General features: G+C 74.3%; 13 protein-coding genes and 1 tRNA gene. 11 read left to right on the forward strand and 3 right to left on the reverse strand.

Translation table 11 applies throughout. The annotated features are described in order from the left end of the window. Positions 1-349: 349 nt before the first annotated feature. Both ACYQ77_RS40945 and ACYQ77_RS40950 read right to left on the reverse strand, forming a co-directional pair. Positions 350-1,132, reverse strand: coding sequence for a hypothetical protein (locus ACYQ77_RS40945; protein ID WP_459722249.1), 783 nt, complete (start codon positions 1,130-1,132; stop codon positions 350-352). Beyond that, on the reverse strand, positions 1,129-1,755 hold the full coding sequence (locus ACYQ77_RS40950) for an RNA polymerase sigma factor (protein WP_459722252.1): 627 nt from the start codon (positions 1,753-1,755) through the stop codon (positions 1,129-1,131). The genes ACYQ77_RS40945 and ACYQ77_RS40950 overlap by 4 nt, the downstream gene beginning before the upstream one ends. 188 nt (positions 1,756-1,943) lie before the next feature. Between ACYQ77_RS40950 and ACYQ77_RS40955 the strand changes: the two genes are divergently transcribed. The 8 genes from ACYQ77_RS40955 (at position 1,944) to ACYQ77_RS40990 (ending at position 9,810) form a co-directional block, all read left to right on the forward strand. Then, positions 1,944-3,155, forward strand: a complete 1,212-nt coding sequence (locus tag ACYQ77_RS40955) for a serine/threonine-protein kinase (RefSeq protein ID WP_459722254.1) — start codon at positions 1,944-1,946, stop codon at positions 3,153-3,155. A gap of 105 nt (positions 3,156-3,260) precedes the next feature. After that, a complete protein-coding gene (locus ACYQ77_RS40960; RefSeq protein WP_459722257.1) occupies positions 3,261-3,860 on the forward strand; it encodes a DUF3558 family protein in 600 nt (199 codons plus the stop codon). A gap of 50 nt (positions 3,861-3,910) precedes the next feature. Next, positions 3,911-4,699: a class I SAM-dependent methyltransferase gene (locus ACYQ77_RS40965; RefSeq protein ID WP_459722260.1), complete on the forward strand. Its 789-nt coding sequence runs from the start codon at positions 3,911-3,913 to the stop codon at positions 4,697-4,699. An 81-nt stretch (positions 4,700-4,780) separates the two neighbouring features. Beyond that, positions 4,781-5,887, forward strand: coding sequence for a ricin-type beta-trefoil lectin domain protein (locus ACYQ77_RS40970; protein ID WP_459722263.1), 1,107 nt, complete (start codon positions 4,781-4,783; stop codon positions 5,885-5,887). 105 nt (positions 5,888-5,992) lie between these two features. Next, on the forward strand, positions 5,993-6,961 hold the full coding sequence (locus ACYQ77_RS40975; RefSeq protein ID WP_459722265.1) for a hypothetical protein: 969 nt from the start codon (positions 5,993-5,995) through the stop codon (positions 6,959-6,961). 56 nt (positions 6,962-7,017) lie between these two features. Then, entirely contained in the window at positions 7,018-7,830 is an 813-nt protein-coding gene (locus tag ACYQ77_RS40980) for an MBL fold metallo-hydrolase (RefSeq protein WP_459722268.1), read from the forward strand. A gap of 5 nt (positions 7,831-7,835) precedes the next feature. Further along, a complete protein-coding gene (locus ACYQ77_RS40985) occupies positions 7,836-9,482 on the forward strand; it encodes a RecQ family ATP-dependent DNA helicase (protein ID WP_459722270.1) in 1,647 nt (548 codons plus the stop codon). Positions 9,483-9,657: 175 nt separating this feature from the next. Next, positions 9,658-9,810: a hypothetical protein gene (locus ACYQ77_RS40990; protein ID WP_459722272.1), complete on the forward strand. Its 153-nt coding sequence runs from the start codon at positions 9,658-9,660 to the stop codon at positions 9,808-9,810. Between the two features lie 115 nt (positions 9,811-9,925). Here the strand turns inward: ACYQ77_RS40990 and selD are convergent, their stop codons facing one another. Beyond that, entirely contained in the window at positions 9,926-10,912 is a 987-nt protein-coding gene (gene selD / locus ACYQ77_RS40995) for a selenide, water dikinase SelD (protein WP_459722275.1), read from the reverse strand. Positions 10,913-10,972: 60 nt separating this feature from the next. Between selD and ACYQ77_RS41000 the strand changes: the two genes are divergently transcribed. From ACYQ77_RS41000 to selB, 3 genes are all read left to right on the forward strand, one after another. Then, a tRNA-Sec gene (locus tag ACYQ77_RS41000) sits at positions 10,973-11,064 on the forward strand. A gap of 14 nt (positions 11,065-11,078) precedes the next feature. Continuing rightward, a complete protein-coding gene (gene selA, locus ACYQ77_RS41005) occupies positions 11,079-12,368 on the forward strand; it encodes an L-seryl-tRNA(Sec) selenium transferase (RefSeq protein WP_459722277.1) in 1,290 nt (429 codons plus the stop codon). Continuing rightward, positions 12,359-14,083, forward strand: a complete 1,725-nt coding sequence (gene selB / locus ACYQ77_RS41010; RefSeq protein WP_459722280.1) for a selenocysteine-specific translation elongation factor — start codon at positions 12,359-12,361, stop codon at positions 14,081-14,083. The genes selA and selB overlap by 10 nt, the downstream gene beginning before the upstream one ends. The last annotated feature ends 4 nt before the right edge of the window (positions 14,084-14,087 follow it).

Here is a 14,087-nt window from a genome sequence, read left to right on the forward strand (position 1 = left end):
TCGGGCGGTGCGGGCGGTGACGCCGCCCGAACCCGCCACGACCGTGCCCGACGGCAACGCGTCTGCCGATGACCGCCACTGGTGAATCCCACGCGAAGTCCTCCCCGACCACGAGATCGACTCTCCTGCCCGTCGTCGACCAGTCGGCACCTCCTTCTCGCGTCACGAGCGGGGCGGGACCGGGCGCCGGAGCCAGGGGGACTACCGCCCGGCCCACCCCTCTCCGGTCAGCCGCCTCGAGACCGCGGTCCGGCGCCGCCGGGGGAACGGATCGGCGCCACCGGCGGACTGGCCGGAGTTGCTTGTAGTCGTCCACTTCATCTGTTAGGCGTACGAGGCGTCCGAAGTGTCACACCCGGCCCGCGTGGCCCTTCCGCTCCGATGAGGACCCGAGGTGGGTGGGCCCGCCAGGGGGACCTGCGGTGCCGTGGGCAGCACGGTCCGGAGTCGAGGGACGAGCGGGCGCGGGGACCGGTCGCCGGGAATTGTCTGCCTGGCCGGTGTTGTCCGTGTTCTCGGGTTTGCCCATCGCCGGCGCGTGACTGTCGCCACCGGGCTTCTCCGGCGTCGCGACGGGCGGGCGCGCGGGCTTGCCCGTTTCCTCGGGCTTGCCGGGTTTCGTCGGTGTGACCGCGGTGTCCTCGGGTGTGCCGGCGGGTTCCGTCTTGCCCCTGGCCGCCGGTCTGCCGGTGGGCTCCGGGGTGCTGTCGGTGTCCGGAGAGGACCGTGCCGTACGGGGCGCGTCCGATGTGGTGGGTGTGGCGACGGAACGTTCTGCGGTCGGCCGTGCCGAGGTGTTGCTCTGCTCCGCGGGCGGCACCGGTGACCACGGGGCGGGCAGCACGCCGGTGGCCGCCGCCACGATGCCCGCGGATCCGGCCACCGCGATGACGATCACGGCTTTGACGGTGAGCACCTTGGCCAGCACGGACCGCAGTTTCGAGGGGCGGCCCGGTGCCTTCTCGGCGGCCGCCGCGCGGAACGCCGCCACCGCCGCCGCCTCGCCTGCCAGTTCCCCGGGATGCGCGGGCGCGGTGGCAGCGCGGAGCACGGTGGCGAGCCGCTCACCGGCCTCCCCGGTGGGGAACATCCCGTCGGGCCGCCAGTCGTGCCGTGATGATCGCGTACTCATCCTGTCTTCCTTGGCGTCGAACGCCATGGCCACGTCACGCCCGTCGTGGCGTCGACGCGCCCTCCCCGGCCCCGCTCGAGCCGTTCACCGAGCTTGCGCAACCCACGCCACGTCGCGGTGCGGACCGCCCCCGGTCGTTTGCCCATGACCCGCGCGGCCGCGTTGGTGTCGAGTCCCATCACGACCCGCAGCAACACGGCTTCGGCCTGGTCCCTCGGCAGCGTGGCGATGAACGCGATGGCCGAGTCCGTGGCCGCCGCCGTGATGGCCTGGTCGGCGGTGTCGGCGTCGGCGGGCACCTCGACCAGCACGTCCGCCGAGAACGCCGCGACCGGTCTTCGCTGCGTGTACCGCAGGTGGTCCAGCGCCCGGTGCCGGGCGATGCGCGCCGCCCAGCCGCGGAACCCGGCACCCTGGTCCCGGAAGTCGCGGAGGTCCCGCGCGATCTGCAGCCACGTCTCCGACGCGATGTCCTCCGCGTCCTGTGCGGACACCAGGCCCCGCAGGTAACGCAGCAACTCCGGCTGCACCTCGCGGTACAACGTGCGGAACGCCCGCTCGTCCCCGCGCTGCGCCGCCCGCACCGTCGCTCTCAGGTCAGCCGCCGCCTGACCGGAAGCCATGCCGAAACCACAACCTCCCGAAGTGTGCACTCCGCCTCACCCTCTTCGGCGCACGGCGCGTCACAAACGTCACGCGGTGGTGCCCGGCCGCCGTGCCGGGACGGTGACCAAGCGCGATGCGGTGTTGACAGAGCGCTCGTTCTGGGTCAACGTCTAGGGCTTCGGGCTCGACCGGGAAGGGCGATCGGGTGGACCTGGACGACAGCCGCACGGCCACCGCGGGCACGCGCCTGCTGGGCGGGCGGTACCGGCTGGGTCCGCTGCTCGGCCGCGGCGGTTCTGGGCGGGTGTACGAGGCGGTCGACGTCGTCCTGGGCCGCGTGGTCGCGGTGAAGGTGTTCCAGCCGGGCAGCGACGCGGGCGCCCGCTACCGGTTCGCCGCGGAGGCGCGGCTGCTCGCCGACCTGTGCCACCCGGGGCTCGTCACCGTCCACGACGTGTGCCTCGACGGCGACGCGCCGTTCATGGTCATGCGACTCGTCGACGGCCCCACCCTGCGGGACCTGCTCGACCGCGGTCCCCTCGCCCCGGCCGCGGTCGCCAGGACAGGCGCGCGGCTGGCCGACGTCCTCGCCCACGTCCACGCACGCGACATCGTGCACCGCGACCTCAAGCCCGCCAACGTCCTGATCGACGCGGCAGGCGACTGCCACCTCACGGACTTCGGTCTGGCCAGGGCACTCCGGGCCGTCCACCTGACCGTGTCCGGCGAGTTCGTCGGCACGGCCGCCTACCTCGCGCCCGAGCAGATCACCGACGCCGAGGTCGGTCCCGCCGCCGACGTCTACGCGCTCGGGCTGCTGCTGCTCGAATGCCTCACCGGCCGCACCGAGTACACGGGCACCACCGTCGAGGCCGCACTCGCCCGCCTGAACCGACCACCCCGGATTCCCGGCGCGCTCCCGCACGCGTGGCGAACCCTGCTGACCGCCATGACCGCGCGGGACCCGAAGGCCCGGCCCAGCGCCGCCCGTTGCGCGACGGTGCTGAGCGCCATCGCGGAGGGGCGCACGCCGAAGCTGACGTTGCCGATACCCGCGCCACGGCACGCGGACGACGCCCGCCCGGCACGGCTCCGCCCCGTCCACGCCGGCCTGACCGTGCTCGCACTGGCCGCCGCGTTCGCCGTCGCGGGCACCACCACCGCCGGCGTCTCCGGCAGCCCGACGAGCGAATCCCCGGAGCAGCCACCACCGACCGGGACGACGGCAGTCCCGAGCACCGAACCGCCGGCACGAGCCCCACGACCGGCACCCCGGCCGCAGGCGACCCCGGTCGCGGAACCCGCGACGTCCGCGGACAACGCGCCGGTCACGCGCCGCGCCCCGGACCACCGCGGGCAGGGCAACAACACCCGCGTTCCGGGAAAAGCCAAGGGAAAGCACACCGGACGGGGTTGACCGAGCCCGTGCCGGGGTGGTCCGGGGCCGCGATCCAGCCCCTGTGGGACCGCCGAAAAGTCCGGTACGGTCGGGTGGCAACGTCGGCGAACCGGGGGTATCGGCTTGTCCGCGAAGATGGTGCTCTGCGTTGTCGTGGCCGGTGTGCTCGCGGGGTGCACGGCGGCCCCACCGGAGGAGAACACCACACCGACGACCACGGTGCCCACCACCACGTCGCCGCTCGCCACGCCGGTGGTGACGGCGCTGCCGCCCGCGCCCCCGCCGATCTCCCGGTCGCTGGACGCGAGCCGGTACGCCACCAAGGACACGGTGTGCGGCCTGCTGACCGACGACCAGGCCGCCGAGTTCGGGCTGCAAGGCGCCGGGAACCCGTACCGGGCGAGCGACGGCAGCCTGCTGACGTGCAGCCGCAACGACTTCGGCACGGAGCGGGACGTCGAGTACAACCTGTGGCCCGGCTCCGACGTGTTCGCCGCGCAGTTCGGCGACCGGCGGCGGCAGGGCGGCGACGACGGGTTCCTCGTGGACGTCGCGGGGCAGCCCGCCGTGGTCAACGGGAGCGATCCGCAGCCCGCCTGCCAGGTGACCGTCGGGCTCGCCGCGCGGCAGGGCATCGAGGTGCTGGCCAGCGACGGCGGAGAGCACGCCTGCGCGCTCGCGGTGGCGGTCGCCGACCGGATGGTGCGAAACATCACGGGCTAGATCGCCGCGGACCCGTAGGTCCTCCCGGCTCGGAGGACCATGCTGGTGCCGTGAACCGCTACCTCCTGGACAACAGCCGCCCGGAAGCGGGCGCACGGTTCGAGGCGCTCGCCGAACTGTTCGACCCGTGGACGTTCCGTCATCTCGACGACCTGGGACTCGGCGCCGGGTGGCGCTGCTGGGAGGTCGGCGCGGGCGGCGTCTCGGTGCCGCGTGGCCTCGCGGAGCGGGTGGGGCCGACCGGCCGGGTGCTGGCCACCGACATCGACGTGTCGTGGACCGAACCCGCCGCGGGCGGCGCGCTCGAGGTACGCGAGCACGACGTGACCCGCGATCCGCCGCCGGCCGAGACGTTCGACCTCGTCCACGCCCGGCTGGTGCTGGTCCACCTGGCAGACCGGGCGGCCGCGTTGCGCGTCATGATCGGCGCGCTGCGGCCGGGCGGGTGGCTGGTGCTCGAGGACGCCGACCCCGCGCTGCAGCCGCTCGCGTGCCCGGACGAACGCGGCCCCGCCGAGGAGCTGGCGAACCGGCTGCGCACCCGCATGCGCACGCTGATGGCCGAGCGCGGCGCGGACCTCGCCTACGGCCGGACGCTGCCCCGGTTGCTGCGGGCGTCGCAGCTGGCGGACGTGCGCGCGGAGGCCTACTTCCCGATCGCGTCACCGGCGTGCTCGGTTCTCGAGGCGGCCACGGTCCGGCACGTCCGCGACCGGCTGCTGGCCGCGGAACTGGCGACACCCGAGGAGATCGAGACCCATCTCGCCAACCTCACCCGCGGCGACCTGGACCTCATGCTCGCGCCGATGATCACTGCCTGGGGCCGCAAGCCGGGCTAGTCCTTGACAGTGGCGGCGCGCGGTCAGTTTCCTTGTCACAGTGCGGAAATCCCTGGGCACTCGACGGCGAGGAGATCAGGCATGCGCTCGACCCTTCGGCGGCTGGGGGCAGCCGCGCTCACGCTGGTGCTCGGTCTCGGTCTCGGTGTCACGGCGGCCGCCCCCGCGGTGGCCGAGTCGAACGGCGGCGTGCGGGTGATGCCGCTCGGCGACTCGATCACCGACGGGTTCAACGTGCCGGGCGGGTACCGGATCAACCTGTGGCAGCGGATGGCGGCGGGCGGGTACACGGTCGACTTCGTGGGTTCGGGGTTCAACGGGCCCGCGCAGCTCGGCGACCACGACCACGAGGGGCATTCGGGCTGGCGGATCGACCAGCTGGACGCGAACGTCGTGGCGTGGCTGGCCGCGACGTCGCCGCGCACGATCCTGTTGCACATCGGCACGAACGACATGAACCAGAACCACGACGTGGCGAACGCGCCCGCCCGCCTGTCCGCGTTGATCGACAAGATCCGGGCGAACGCGCCGATGGTGGAGCTGTTCGTCGCGCAGATCACCCCGGAGACCAACCCGACGCTGGAGGCGCGGGTGGCGGCGTACAACGCGGCGATCCCGGGGATCGTGGCGCAGAAGGGCCCGATGACGCACCTGGTCGACATGCACTCGGCGATCACGACCGCCGACCTGGCCGATGGCGTGCACCCCAACGCCACCGGGTACGACAAGATGGGCGCCCGCTGGTACTCGGCGCTGCAGTCGGTGCCGGGCAGCCTCGCCCCGGCCGTGCCGCCCGTCGGGACGGCCGCGTCGTGGGTGAACCCCCAGTCGAACCGCTGCCTGGACGTCTCGGGCGCGAGCACCGCCCCCGGCGCGCAGGTCCACCTGTGGGACTGCCACGGCGGGGTGAACCAGCGGTGGACCCGCACCGCGGCCGGTGAACTGCGCGTCTACGGCGACCGCTGCCTCGACGTCAACGGCAACGGCACCGCGAACGGCACCAAGATCCAGATCTGGACGTGCAACGGCACACCCGCCCAGCGCTTCACGGTCAACGCCGACGGCACGATCGTCGGCGCCGGCTCCGGCAAGTGCGTCGACGTGGCGGCGGGCGGCACCGCGAACGGCACGCTCGTGCAGCTCTACCAGTGCAACGGCACCGCCGCGCAACGCTGGTCGGCCCGCTGACCAGCGCGCCACGCCGAACGGTCCGACACCGAGCCCGTGAAACGAGATCGAGTCGATGCCGATTCCCCTCGTGGGCCGAGGATCCACGGAGAGGTGTTGGGGTCAGTGCGATTGACGTTGAATGGCGATCATTTCGAGGTCGACGCCGATACGGTGACCGGCCGATTGCTGGGTCGAGAACCGGAACCTGTACAGGTTCACTGGGTCGAGGTCGGCGGCGTGCGTTTCCCGGTGAAGCAGGCCCTCGAGGCTGTGCTTGGAGTGAGTCGCGCGACTTTCACCTCGCACATGGCACGCGCCCAGTTCGCCAAGCTCGGCTTCCCGACCAGCAACGTTCCGGACCGGGCACACGGCCGCCTGGAGCCGCGGCCGTCGAACCCGCCTGCACCGAGTTCGGCGGTCAGCATCGAGCAAGCCGGGGAAGCGTTCGCGGCGCTGGTCGCGTTCCTGCGCCACGCCCCGTTCACCACGGGCGTCGACCGCCTCGAACGCGACCTGGTCGAGACCGACAGCTCCACCGCGCCTGCCGTGACCCGCGCCGCCGGGCTCACCGAGGAACTACTCACCGCCGCACTGATCGTGCGCCGTGACGTCGGCCGGGTCAGCGACGTCATCCACGCGACCGTCATCGCCCTCGTGCTCCCCAAGATCCTCGAACCAGGCGAAGTCATCTCGAACCGGCCCTCGCTCGGCCCCGGCAACGACAAGACCCGCCCCTTCGACCTGGAAACGAACCGCCGAGTCGCCGAGTTCAAGGTCGCGCTCTGGTCCGGCGGCGACATGATGCGCAAACGCACTCTGACCGCCGACCTCGTCCACCTCGCCCTCGACCAGTCCGGCCGCCGCCCTGAACTCTGGGTAGCCGGCACTGAGCCGACCCGGTTCCTCCGGACAAGCACCAGCTCCGTCAGCGATCTGCTGTCCCGGGCCTCCCACCACCTCCGCGCCCGCTTTCACAACCGCTACGGCACCCGTGCCATCCCGCTCCGCGATTTCGTCACCGAGCACGCCGCGCACGTCCACCACCGCAACATCGCCGATGTCCTCCCGACGGTGTCCACAGCGCTTGGCTGAACGCGGCCCGTGTGCGGCCGGTCGTGTACCGCCCACGCCGGTGGGTACACCGGGGCATGCGACTGAACACCACCGGTGACTCGGTGTCCTTCATCGGGACCGCCACCACGCTGGTCAGGCTGGGCGGGTTCACCGTGCTGACCGACCCGAACTTCCTGCACCAGGGGCAGTGGTCGTACTTCGGCCAGGGGTTGTTCTCGCGGCGGCGCACGGAGCCCGCCGCGCAGCCTGCCGACCTGCCGCCGTTGACCGCGGTCGTGTTGTCCCACCTGCACGGCGACCACTTCGACCGGGTCGCGCGGCGTGAGCTGGACCGGGACCTGCCGATCGTCACCACCGCGCACGCGGCGAAAAGCCTGACGCGCGGCGGGTTCCGCTCCTGCGCGGCGTTGCGGACGTGGGGCACGGAGACGTTCACCGACGGGGACGCGACCCTGCGGGTGACCGCGGTGCCCGCCCGGCACACAGCGGGCCCGCTGAACGTGGTCCTCCCGGCGGTGAACGGCAACGTGCTCGAGTACCAGGCCGGGCCCGGCGCCACGCCGCTGCGGGTCTACGTCTCCGGCGACACCGTGTACCACCGGGACCTGGCGCTGATCCGCGACCGCTTCCCCCGGCTCGACGTGGCGCTGCTGCACCTCGGCGGGACCCGGGTGCTGGGTGTGCTGCTGTCCATGGACCACAAGCAGGGCGCGGACGCGGTGGAGTTGCTCCGCCCGGACCGCGTCGTGCCCATCCACCACGACGACTACGGCGTGTTCGCCTCGCCGGTGTCGAACTTCCTCGCCGAGGTGCGGGACCGCGAACCCGCGACCGAGGTCCGGCTGCTGCAGCGCGGCGAGAGCCTGTCCCTGGCGGCGGCGCGGTGACGGGGGTGCCGCGCAACGACGACATCCGGCGTGTCGCCGAGGAACGGTTCGGCTGGGCGCGCCTGCGGGACGAACAGGTCGAGGCGATGGAGCACGTCCTGGCGGGCCACGACGTGCTGGCCGTGCTGCCGACCGGGGCGGGCAAGTCCGCGATCTACCAGGTGCCCGCGGTGCTCCTCCCCGGCCCGACGGTCGTGGTCTCCCCGCTGATCGCCCTGCAGCACGACCAGATCGACGGCATCGAGGAGAGCCGCGCGCCGGACGCGGTCGCGCTGAACTCGACGCAGAGCGCTGCGGAACGCCGCGCGGCGTGGGAGACCCTCCGCGACGGCCGCGCGGAGTACGTCTTCCTGTCCCCCGAGCAGCTCGCCGGCGACGACCTCGTCGCCGACCTGGCCGGCCTCGGCGTCTCCCTGTTCGTCGTCGACGAGGCGCACTGCGTGTCGGCGTGGGGCCACGACTTCCGGCCCGACTACCTGCGCCTCGCCCCGGTGGTCGAACAGCTCGGGCACCCGCCCGTCGTCGCGCTCACCGCCACCGCCTCGCTGCCGGTGCGCCGCGACATCGCCGACCGCCTCGGGCTGCGCGACCACCGGGAGGTGGTCACGAGCTTCGACCGGCCCAACCTCCACCTCGCCGTCGAGCGGTGCACCGACGACGCGGGCAAGCGTTCGGCCGTCGTCGCCCGGATCGTCGCGCTGACCGCCGACCCGGAGACCCGGCGCGGCCTCGTCTACACGGCGAGCCGCCGGGACGCGGAGCGGTACGCCGAGGAGCTGGCCGGGCCGGGGGTGCGCGTGGCCGTCTACCACGCGGGCCTCGCCGCGGGCGAACGCGACCGCGTGCACCAGAGCTTCCTCGCCGACGAACTCGACGTGGTGGTGGCGACCTCGGCGTTCGGCATGGGCATCGACAAGCCGGACGTGCGGTTCGTCGTGCACGCGTCGGTGCAGGACTCGCTCGACTCTTACTACCAGCAGATCGGCCGGGCGGGCCGGGACGGCGCACCCGCGACCGCGACGCTGTTCTACCGGCCGGAGGACCTGGCGCTGCAGAACTTCCTCACCGGCGGCAAGCCACCGCGGGACACCGTCGAAGCCGTCGCGCGGGCCGTGCGGGAGGCGGGCGAACCGGTGCGGCCCGCCGACCTCGCCGACCGGGTGGACGCCGTCCCGGCACGGCGCACCCGCGCGATCAACCTCCTGGAACAGGCGGACGTGCTCACCGCCGACACCGAAGGACGGCTCACCTACGCCGATCCGCGGCGGACGCCGGAGCAGGCGACCGAGGCGGCCCTGGAGTCGGCGGAGCACCACCACCGGCTCGTGCGGTCCCGCCTGGACATGCTGCGGGGCTACGCCGAGACGACCGGCTGCCGCCGCCAGTACCTCCTCGGCTACTTCGGGGAGGAGCTCGACGAGCCGTGCGGCAACTGCGACACCTGCGAGGCCGGGACCGCGAAGCCCCTGCGGCCCGCGTCCGGCGAGTTCCCCCGCGACAGCTCGGTGCACCACGCGGAGTGGGGGCACGGCGTGGTGATCTCCACCGAACCGGACCGGATGACCGTGCTGTTCGACGAGAACGGCTACAAGACCCTGTCGATCGCGGCCGTCCGGGAGAACAACCTGCTCACCGTGGAGGACGAGGGCTGACCCGGGCATGACGTCGGTGATGTGGAGGCGCCGCCGACCGCCCCGAAGGTCGCGGCCGTGGTGGACGCGGTGGCGGATCCGGAGTTCGCGGTGCTGGGCGGGCAGAACGCGCAGTTCTGCCTGGCGGAGTACGCGGGCGGCGTTCACCAGGCTGCTGCCGCTGATCCTGTGCGGGTTGCAGCAGGGGGTCGCGTGGGCCATCCACAAGGAGGTGCTCGTGCGCCGCGGGGTCATCGCACACGCGACCGTGCGGTCGCCCGCGGGGACGCCCGGGCGGGCGACGTCGGCGGACCTGTCCCTGCCACCGGCCCCGGGCGCGACCCGATGAGGGGCCCGGCCTCCGGCCCCCGGTTTCCATCGTCCCACGGGACACCGACAATCCCGGCGCGCGCGGAAACGGTCCGCTCGTGTGGGCGGGCCTGGGGTGCTGCGGGACCCCTTCGTCAGCGCACGACGATCGTGGTGGTGCCGGTGCGGGGCACGAGCTCGCCGATCACCGGGGCGCCCGAGATCTCCCCCGCCAGCAGCAGCCCGCCGGAGGTCTGCGCGTCGGCGAGGAGCAGCGCGGTGTCCTCGTCCACGCCGCCCGCGTCGAGGTGCGGGCGGACCCAGTCGAGGTTGCGGCGGGAGCCGCCGGGGACGAAGCCGTCGCGCAGGGCCTCGTGCGCGCCGTCGAGGAACGGCACGGCCGCCGCGTCGAGCACCGCGGTGACCCCGCTCGCGCGCGCCAGCTTGTGCAGGTGGCCGAGCAGGCCGAAGCCGGTGACGTCGGTGGCGCACGTGATGCCCGCGGCGACCGCGGCGGCGGACGCGGTCGCGTTGAGCGTGGTCATCACGTCGATCGCCTCCTCGAACCGCTCCCCCGTGGCCTTGTGGCGGGCGTTGAGCACGCCGAGCCCGAGCGGTTTGGTGATCGACAGCGGCATGCCGGCACGGCCCGCGTCGTTGCGCAGCAGGCGGTCCGGGTGGGCCATGCCGGTGACGGCGAGGCCGTACTTCGGTTCCGGGTCGTCCACGCTGTGCCCGCCCGCGAGGTGGCAGCCCGCCGCGGCGCACACGTCCATGCCGCCGCGCAGCACCTCGGCCGCCAGCTCGAACGGCAGCGTCTCCCTCGGCCACGCCAGCAGGTTCAGCGCGACCACCGGGGTGCCGCCCATGGCGTAGACGTCGGACAGCGCGTTCACGGCGGCGATCCGGCCCCAGTCGTAGGCGTCGTCCACGACCGGGGTGAAGAAGTCGGTGGTGGCGATGAGCGCGCGGTCGCCGTCGATGCGCACGGCGGCCGCGTCGTCGCCGTCGTCGAGGCCCACCAGCAGGTCGTCGGCCGGCCGCGCGGGACGCAGGCCGCGCACCACCGCCTCCAGCTCGCCGGGCGGGATCTTGCACGCGCAGCCGCCGCCGTGCGCGTACTGGGTGAGTCGGTAGGCCATGGGCACCATCCTGGCGGTGCGTGCCGGGAGCCGCTCTGCGAGGATGACCACATGTCCCGGGGAGGCGCTTCCGGCCTGGTGACCGGCGCGGTCTTCAAAACCGTTGAGCGGCACGCGCTGTCGCTGGCGGGTTCGATTCCCGTTCGCCTCCGCCGCGGGACGGGCGATGCCTGATCCCCGCAGGCTCGTCCCCCGCACCGACGTGCTGCTCGCCGAACCGCGCATCGCGCGGGCGGCACGCACGCTCGGCCCCGCGCTCGTGAAGGACGCGGTGACCGCCGCGCAGCAGCGGGTCAGGAGCGGTGACCTCGACCCGGCCGCGGTGGTCGACGAGGTGCTGGCGGACCTGCCTGCCACGGCGTCGTCGCTGCGGCCGGTGGTCAACGCGACCGGTGTCGTCGTGCACACCAACCTCGGCCGCGCGCCGCTGTCACGGGCCGCGCTCGACGCGGTGCGTGCCGCGGGCGCCGGCACCGACGTGGAGTTCGACCTCGCCACCGGGCAGCGGGCCCGCCGGGGCCGGGGCGCGCTGGCCGCGCTGGCCGACGCCGTGCCGGCCGCCGAGGCCGTGCACGTGGTCAACAACAACGCGGCCGCGCTGCTGCTGTGCGCGCTCGCGTTGGCGCAGGGGCGGGAGATCGTGCTCAGCCGGGGCGAGCTGGTGGAGATCGGCGACGGGTTCCGCATCCCCGACCTGCTCACCGCGACCGGTGCGCGGCTGCGGGAGGTCGGCACGACCAACCGCACCACGGTCGCCGATTACGCCGCCGCGATCGGCCCCGAGACCGGGTTCGTGCTGAAGGTCCACCCGTCGAACTTCCTCGTCACCGGGTTCACCGCGGGCGCGCCGGTCGCCGAGCTGGCGGAGCTGGGCGTGCCGGTGGTCGCCGACATCGGCTCCGGGTTGCTGCGGCCGCACCCGCTGCTGCCGGACGAACCCGACGCGGCGAGCGCGCTGCGGGACGGCGCGGCCCTGGTGACGGCCAGCGGCGACAAGCTGCTCGGCGGCCCGCAGGCCGGGCTGCTGCTGGGCAGCGCGGAGCTGGTCGAACGGCTGCGCAGGCACCCGGCGGCACGGGCGCTGCGGGTGGACAAGCTGACGCTCGCCGCGCTGGAGGCGACCCTGCGCGGGCCGGCGCCGCCGGTGCGGCAGGCACTCGACGCCGACCCCGCGGTGGTGCGGGCCAGGGCCGAACGGCTCGCGGCGGACCTCGTCGGCCGGGGGGTGGAGGTGGCGGTCGTGGCGTCGGCCGCCGTCGTCGGGGGTGGTGGCGCGCCCGGCGTCGAGCTGCCGAGCGCGGCGCTGAGCCTGCCCGCGAGCTTCGCGGCGCGGCTGCGTGCCGCCGACCCGCCGGTCGTGGGCCGGGTCGAGCGCGGGCGCTGCCTGCTGGACCTGCGGACCGTGCCGCCCGAGGACGACGACCTGCTGGCGGCGGTGGTGGCGCGGTGCACGTGATCGCCACCGCGGGGCACGTCGACCACGGCAAGTCCACGCTCGTGCGCGCGCTGACCGGGATGGAACCGGACCGGCTGGCCGAGGAGCGGCGCCGGGGGCTGACCGTCGACCTCGGGTTCGTGTGGACGGCGGTCGCGGGCGAGGTGCTCGCGTTCGTCGACGTGCCGGGGCACGAACGGTTCGTGCCCACCATGCTCGCGGGCACCGGGCCCGTCCCGGCGGTCATGTTCGTCGTGGCCGCGGACGAGGGCTGGCAGGCGCAGTCGGGCGAGCACCTCGCGGCGCTCGACGCGTTCGGCGTGCGGCACGGCCTGCTCGTGGTCACCAAGGCCGACCGCGCCGACCCGGCGGCCGCCACCGCACTGGCCCGCGACCGGCTCGCGGGCACCAGCCTCGCCGGCATCCGGGCGGTCGCGGTCAGCGCACGCACCGGCGCGGGCCTCCCGGAGCTGCGCCGGGCGCTGCTGGCCACGGCCGCCGGGCTGCCCCGCCCGGACACCGGCGCGGACGTGCGGTTGTGGGTGGACCGGGCGTTCACGATCCGGGGCGCCGGGACGGTCGTGACCGGCACGCTCGCCGCCGGCACGCTGCGAGTGGGCGACGAGCTGGAGCTGGGCGGGCGGCGGGTGACCGTACGCGGCCTGCAGGCACTGGGGCAGCCGCACGACACGGTGGCCGCGGTGGCGCGGGTGGCGGTGAACCTGCGTGGCGTGGACCGGGACGAGGTCCGGCGCGGCGACGCCCTGCTGACCCCGGCGGCGTGGCGCACGACCACCGAGGTCGACGTGCGGCTGCGTGGCGACGAGGCAGGCGATCTCCACCGCGAGCTGGTGCTGCACGTCGGCGCCGCGGCCGTGCCGTGCCGCGTGCGTCCACTCGGGACGGACACCGCACGGCTCACGCTGCGCACCGCGCTCCCGTTGCGTGCCGGGGACACCGGCCTGCTGCGCGACCCCGGCGAGCACCGGATCCCGGCGGGCGCCGAGGTGCTGGACCCGCTCCCGCCTCGGCTCGCCGGGCGCGGCGCCGCCCGGCGGCGGGCGGCCGACCTCACCGATCCGGCCGCCGCGCACCTCCGCGCGCACGGCACGGTCCGCGCCGCGGGACTCCGCGTGCTCGGCTGGGCGCCGACCGGTGTCCACTGTGGTGAGTGGCTGGTCGACCCGGAGCTGCACGAGGAGCTGCCGCGCCGGATCGCCGGACACGTCACCGCGTGGGCGGCCGCCCACCCGGTCGCCGCGGGCATGCCGGTCGACGCGCTCCGCCAGGCCCTCGGCGTGCCGGAGCCGGTGCTGCTGGCGGCGATCGGCGCCACCGACCTCTCCGTCCACAACGGACTGATCGGCACCGGTGCGCGGCACGCGTTGCCGGACCACGTTTCCCGGGCGGTGTCCGAACTGGAGCGCCGGTTCGCCGACACCCCGTTCGTGGCACCGGACTCCGACGACCTCGCCGCGCTCGGTCTCGGTCCCCGGGAGCTGGCCGCCGCGGAACGGGCGGGCAGGCTCGTGCGGCTCACCGGGTCCGTCGTCCTCGCGCACGACGCACCGGCCCGCGCGGCCGAGGTGCTCGCGACGCTGTCGCCGCCGTTCACGGTGAGCGACGCACGCCGCGCGCTCGGCACCACCCGGCGGGTCGCCGTGCCACTGCTGGAAAAACTCGACTCGGCGGGCGTCACGCGGCGCCACGGGGACGGCACCCGCACGCTGCGCTGACGCC

Source organism: Actinophytocola sp. KF-1 (genome assembly GCF_054661535.1).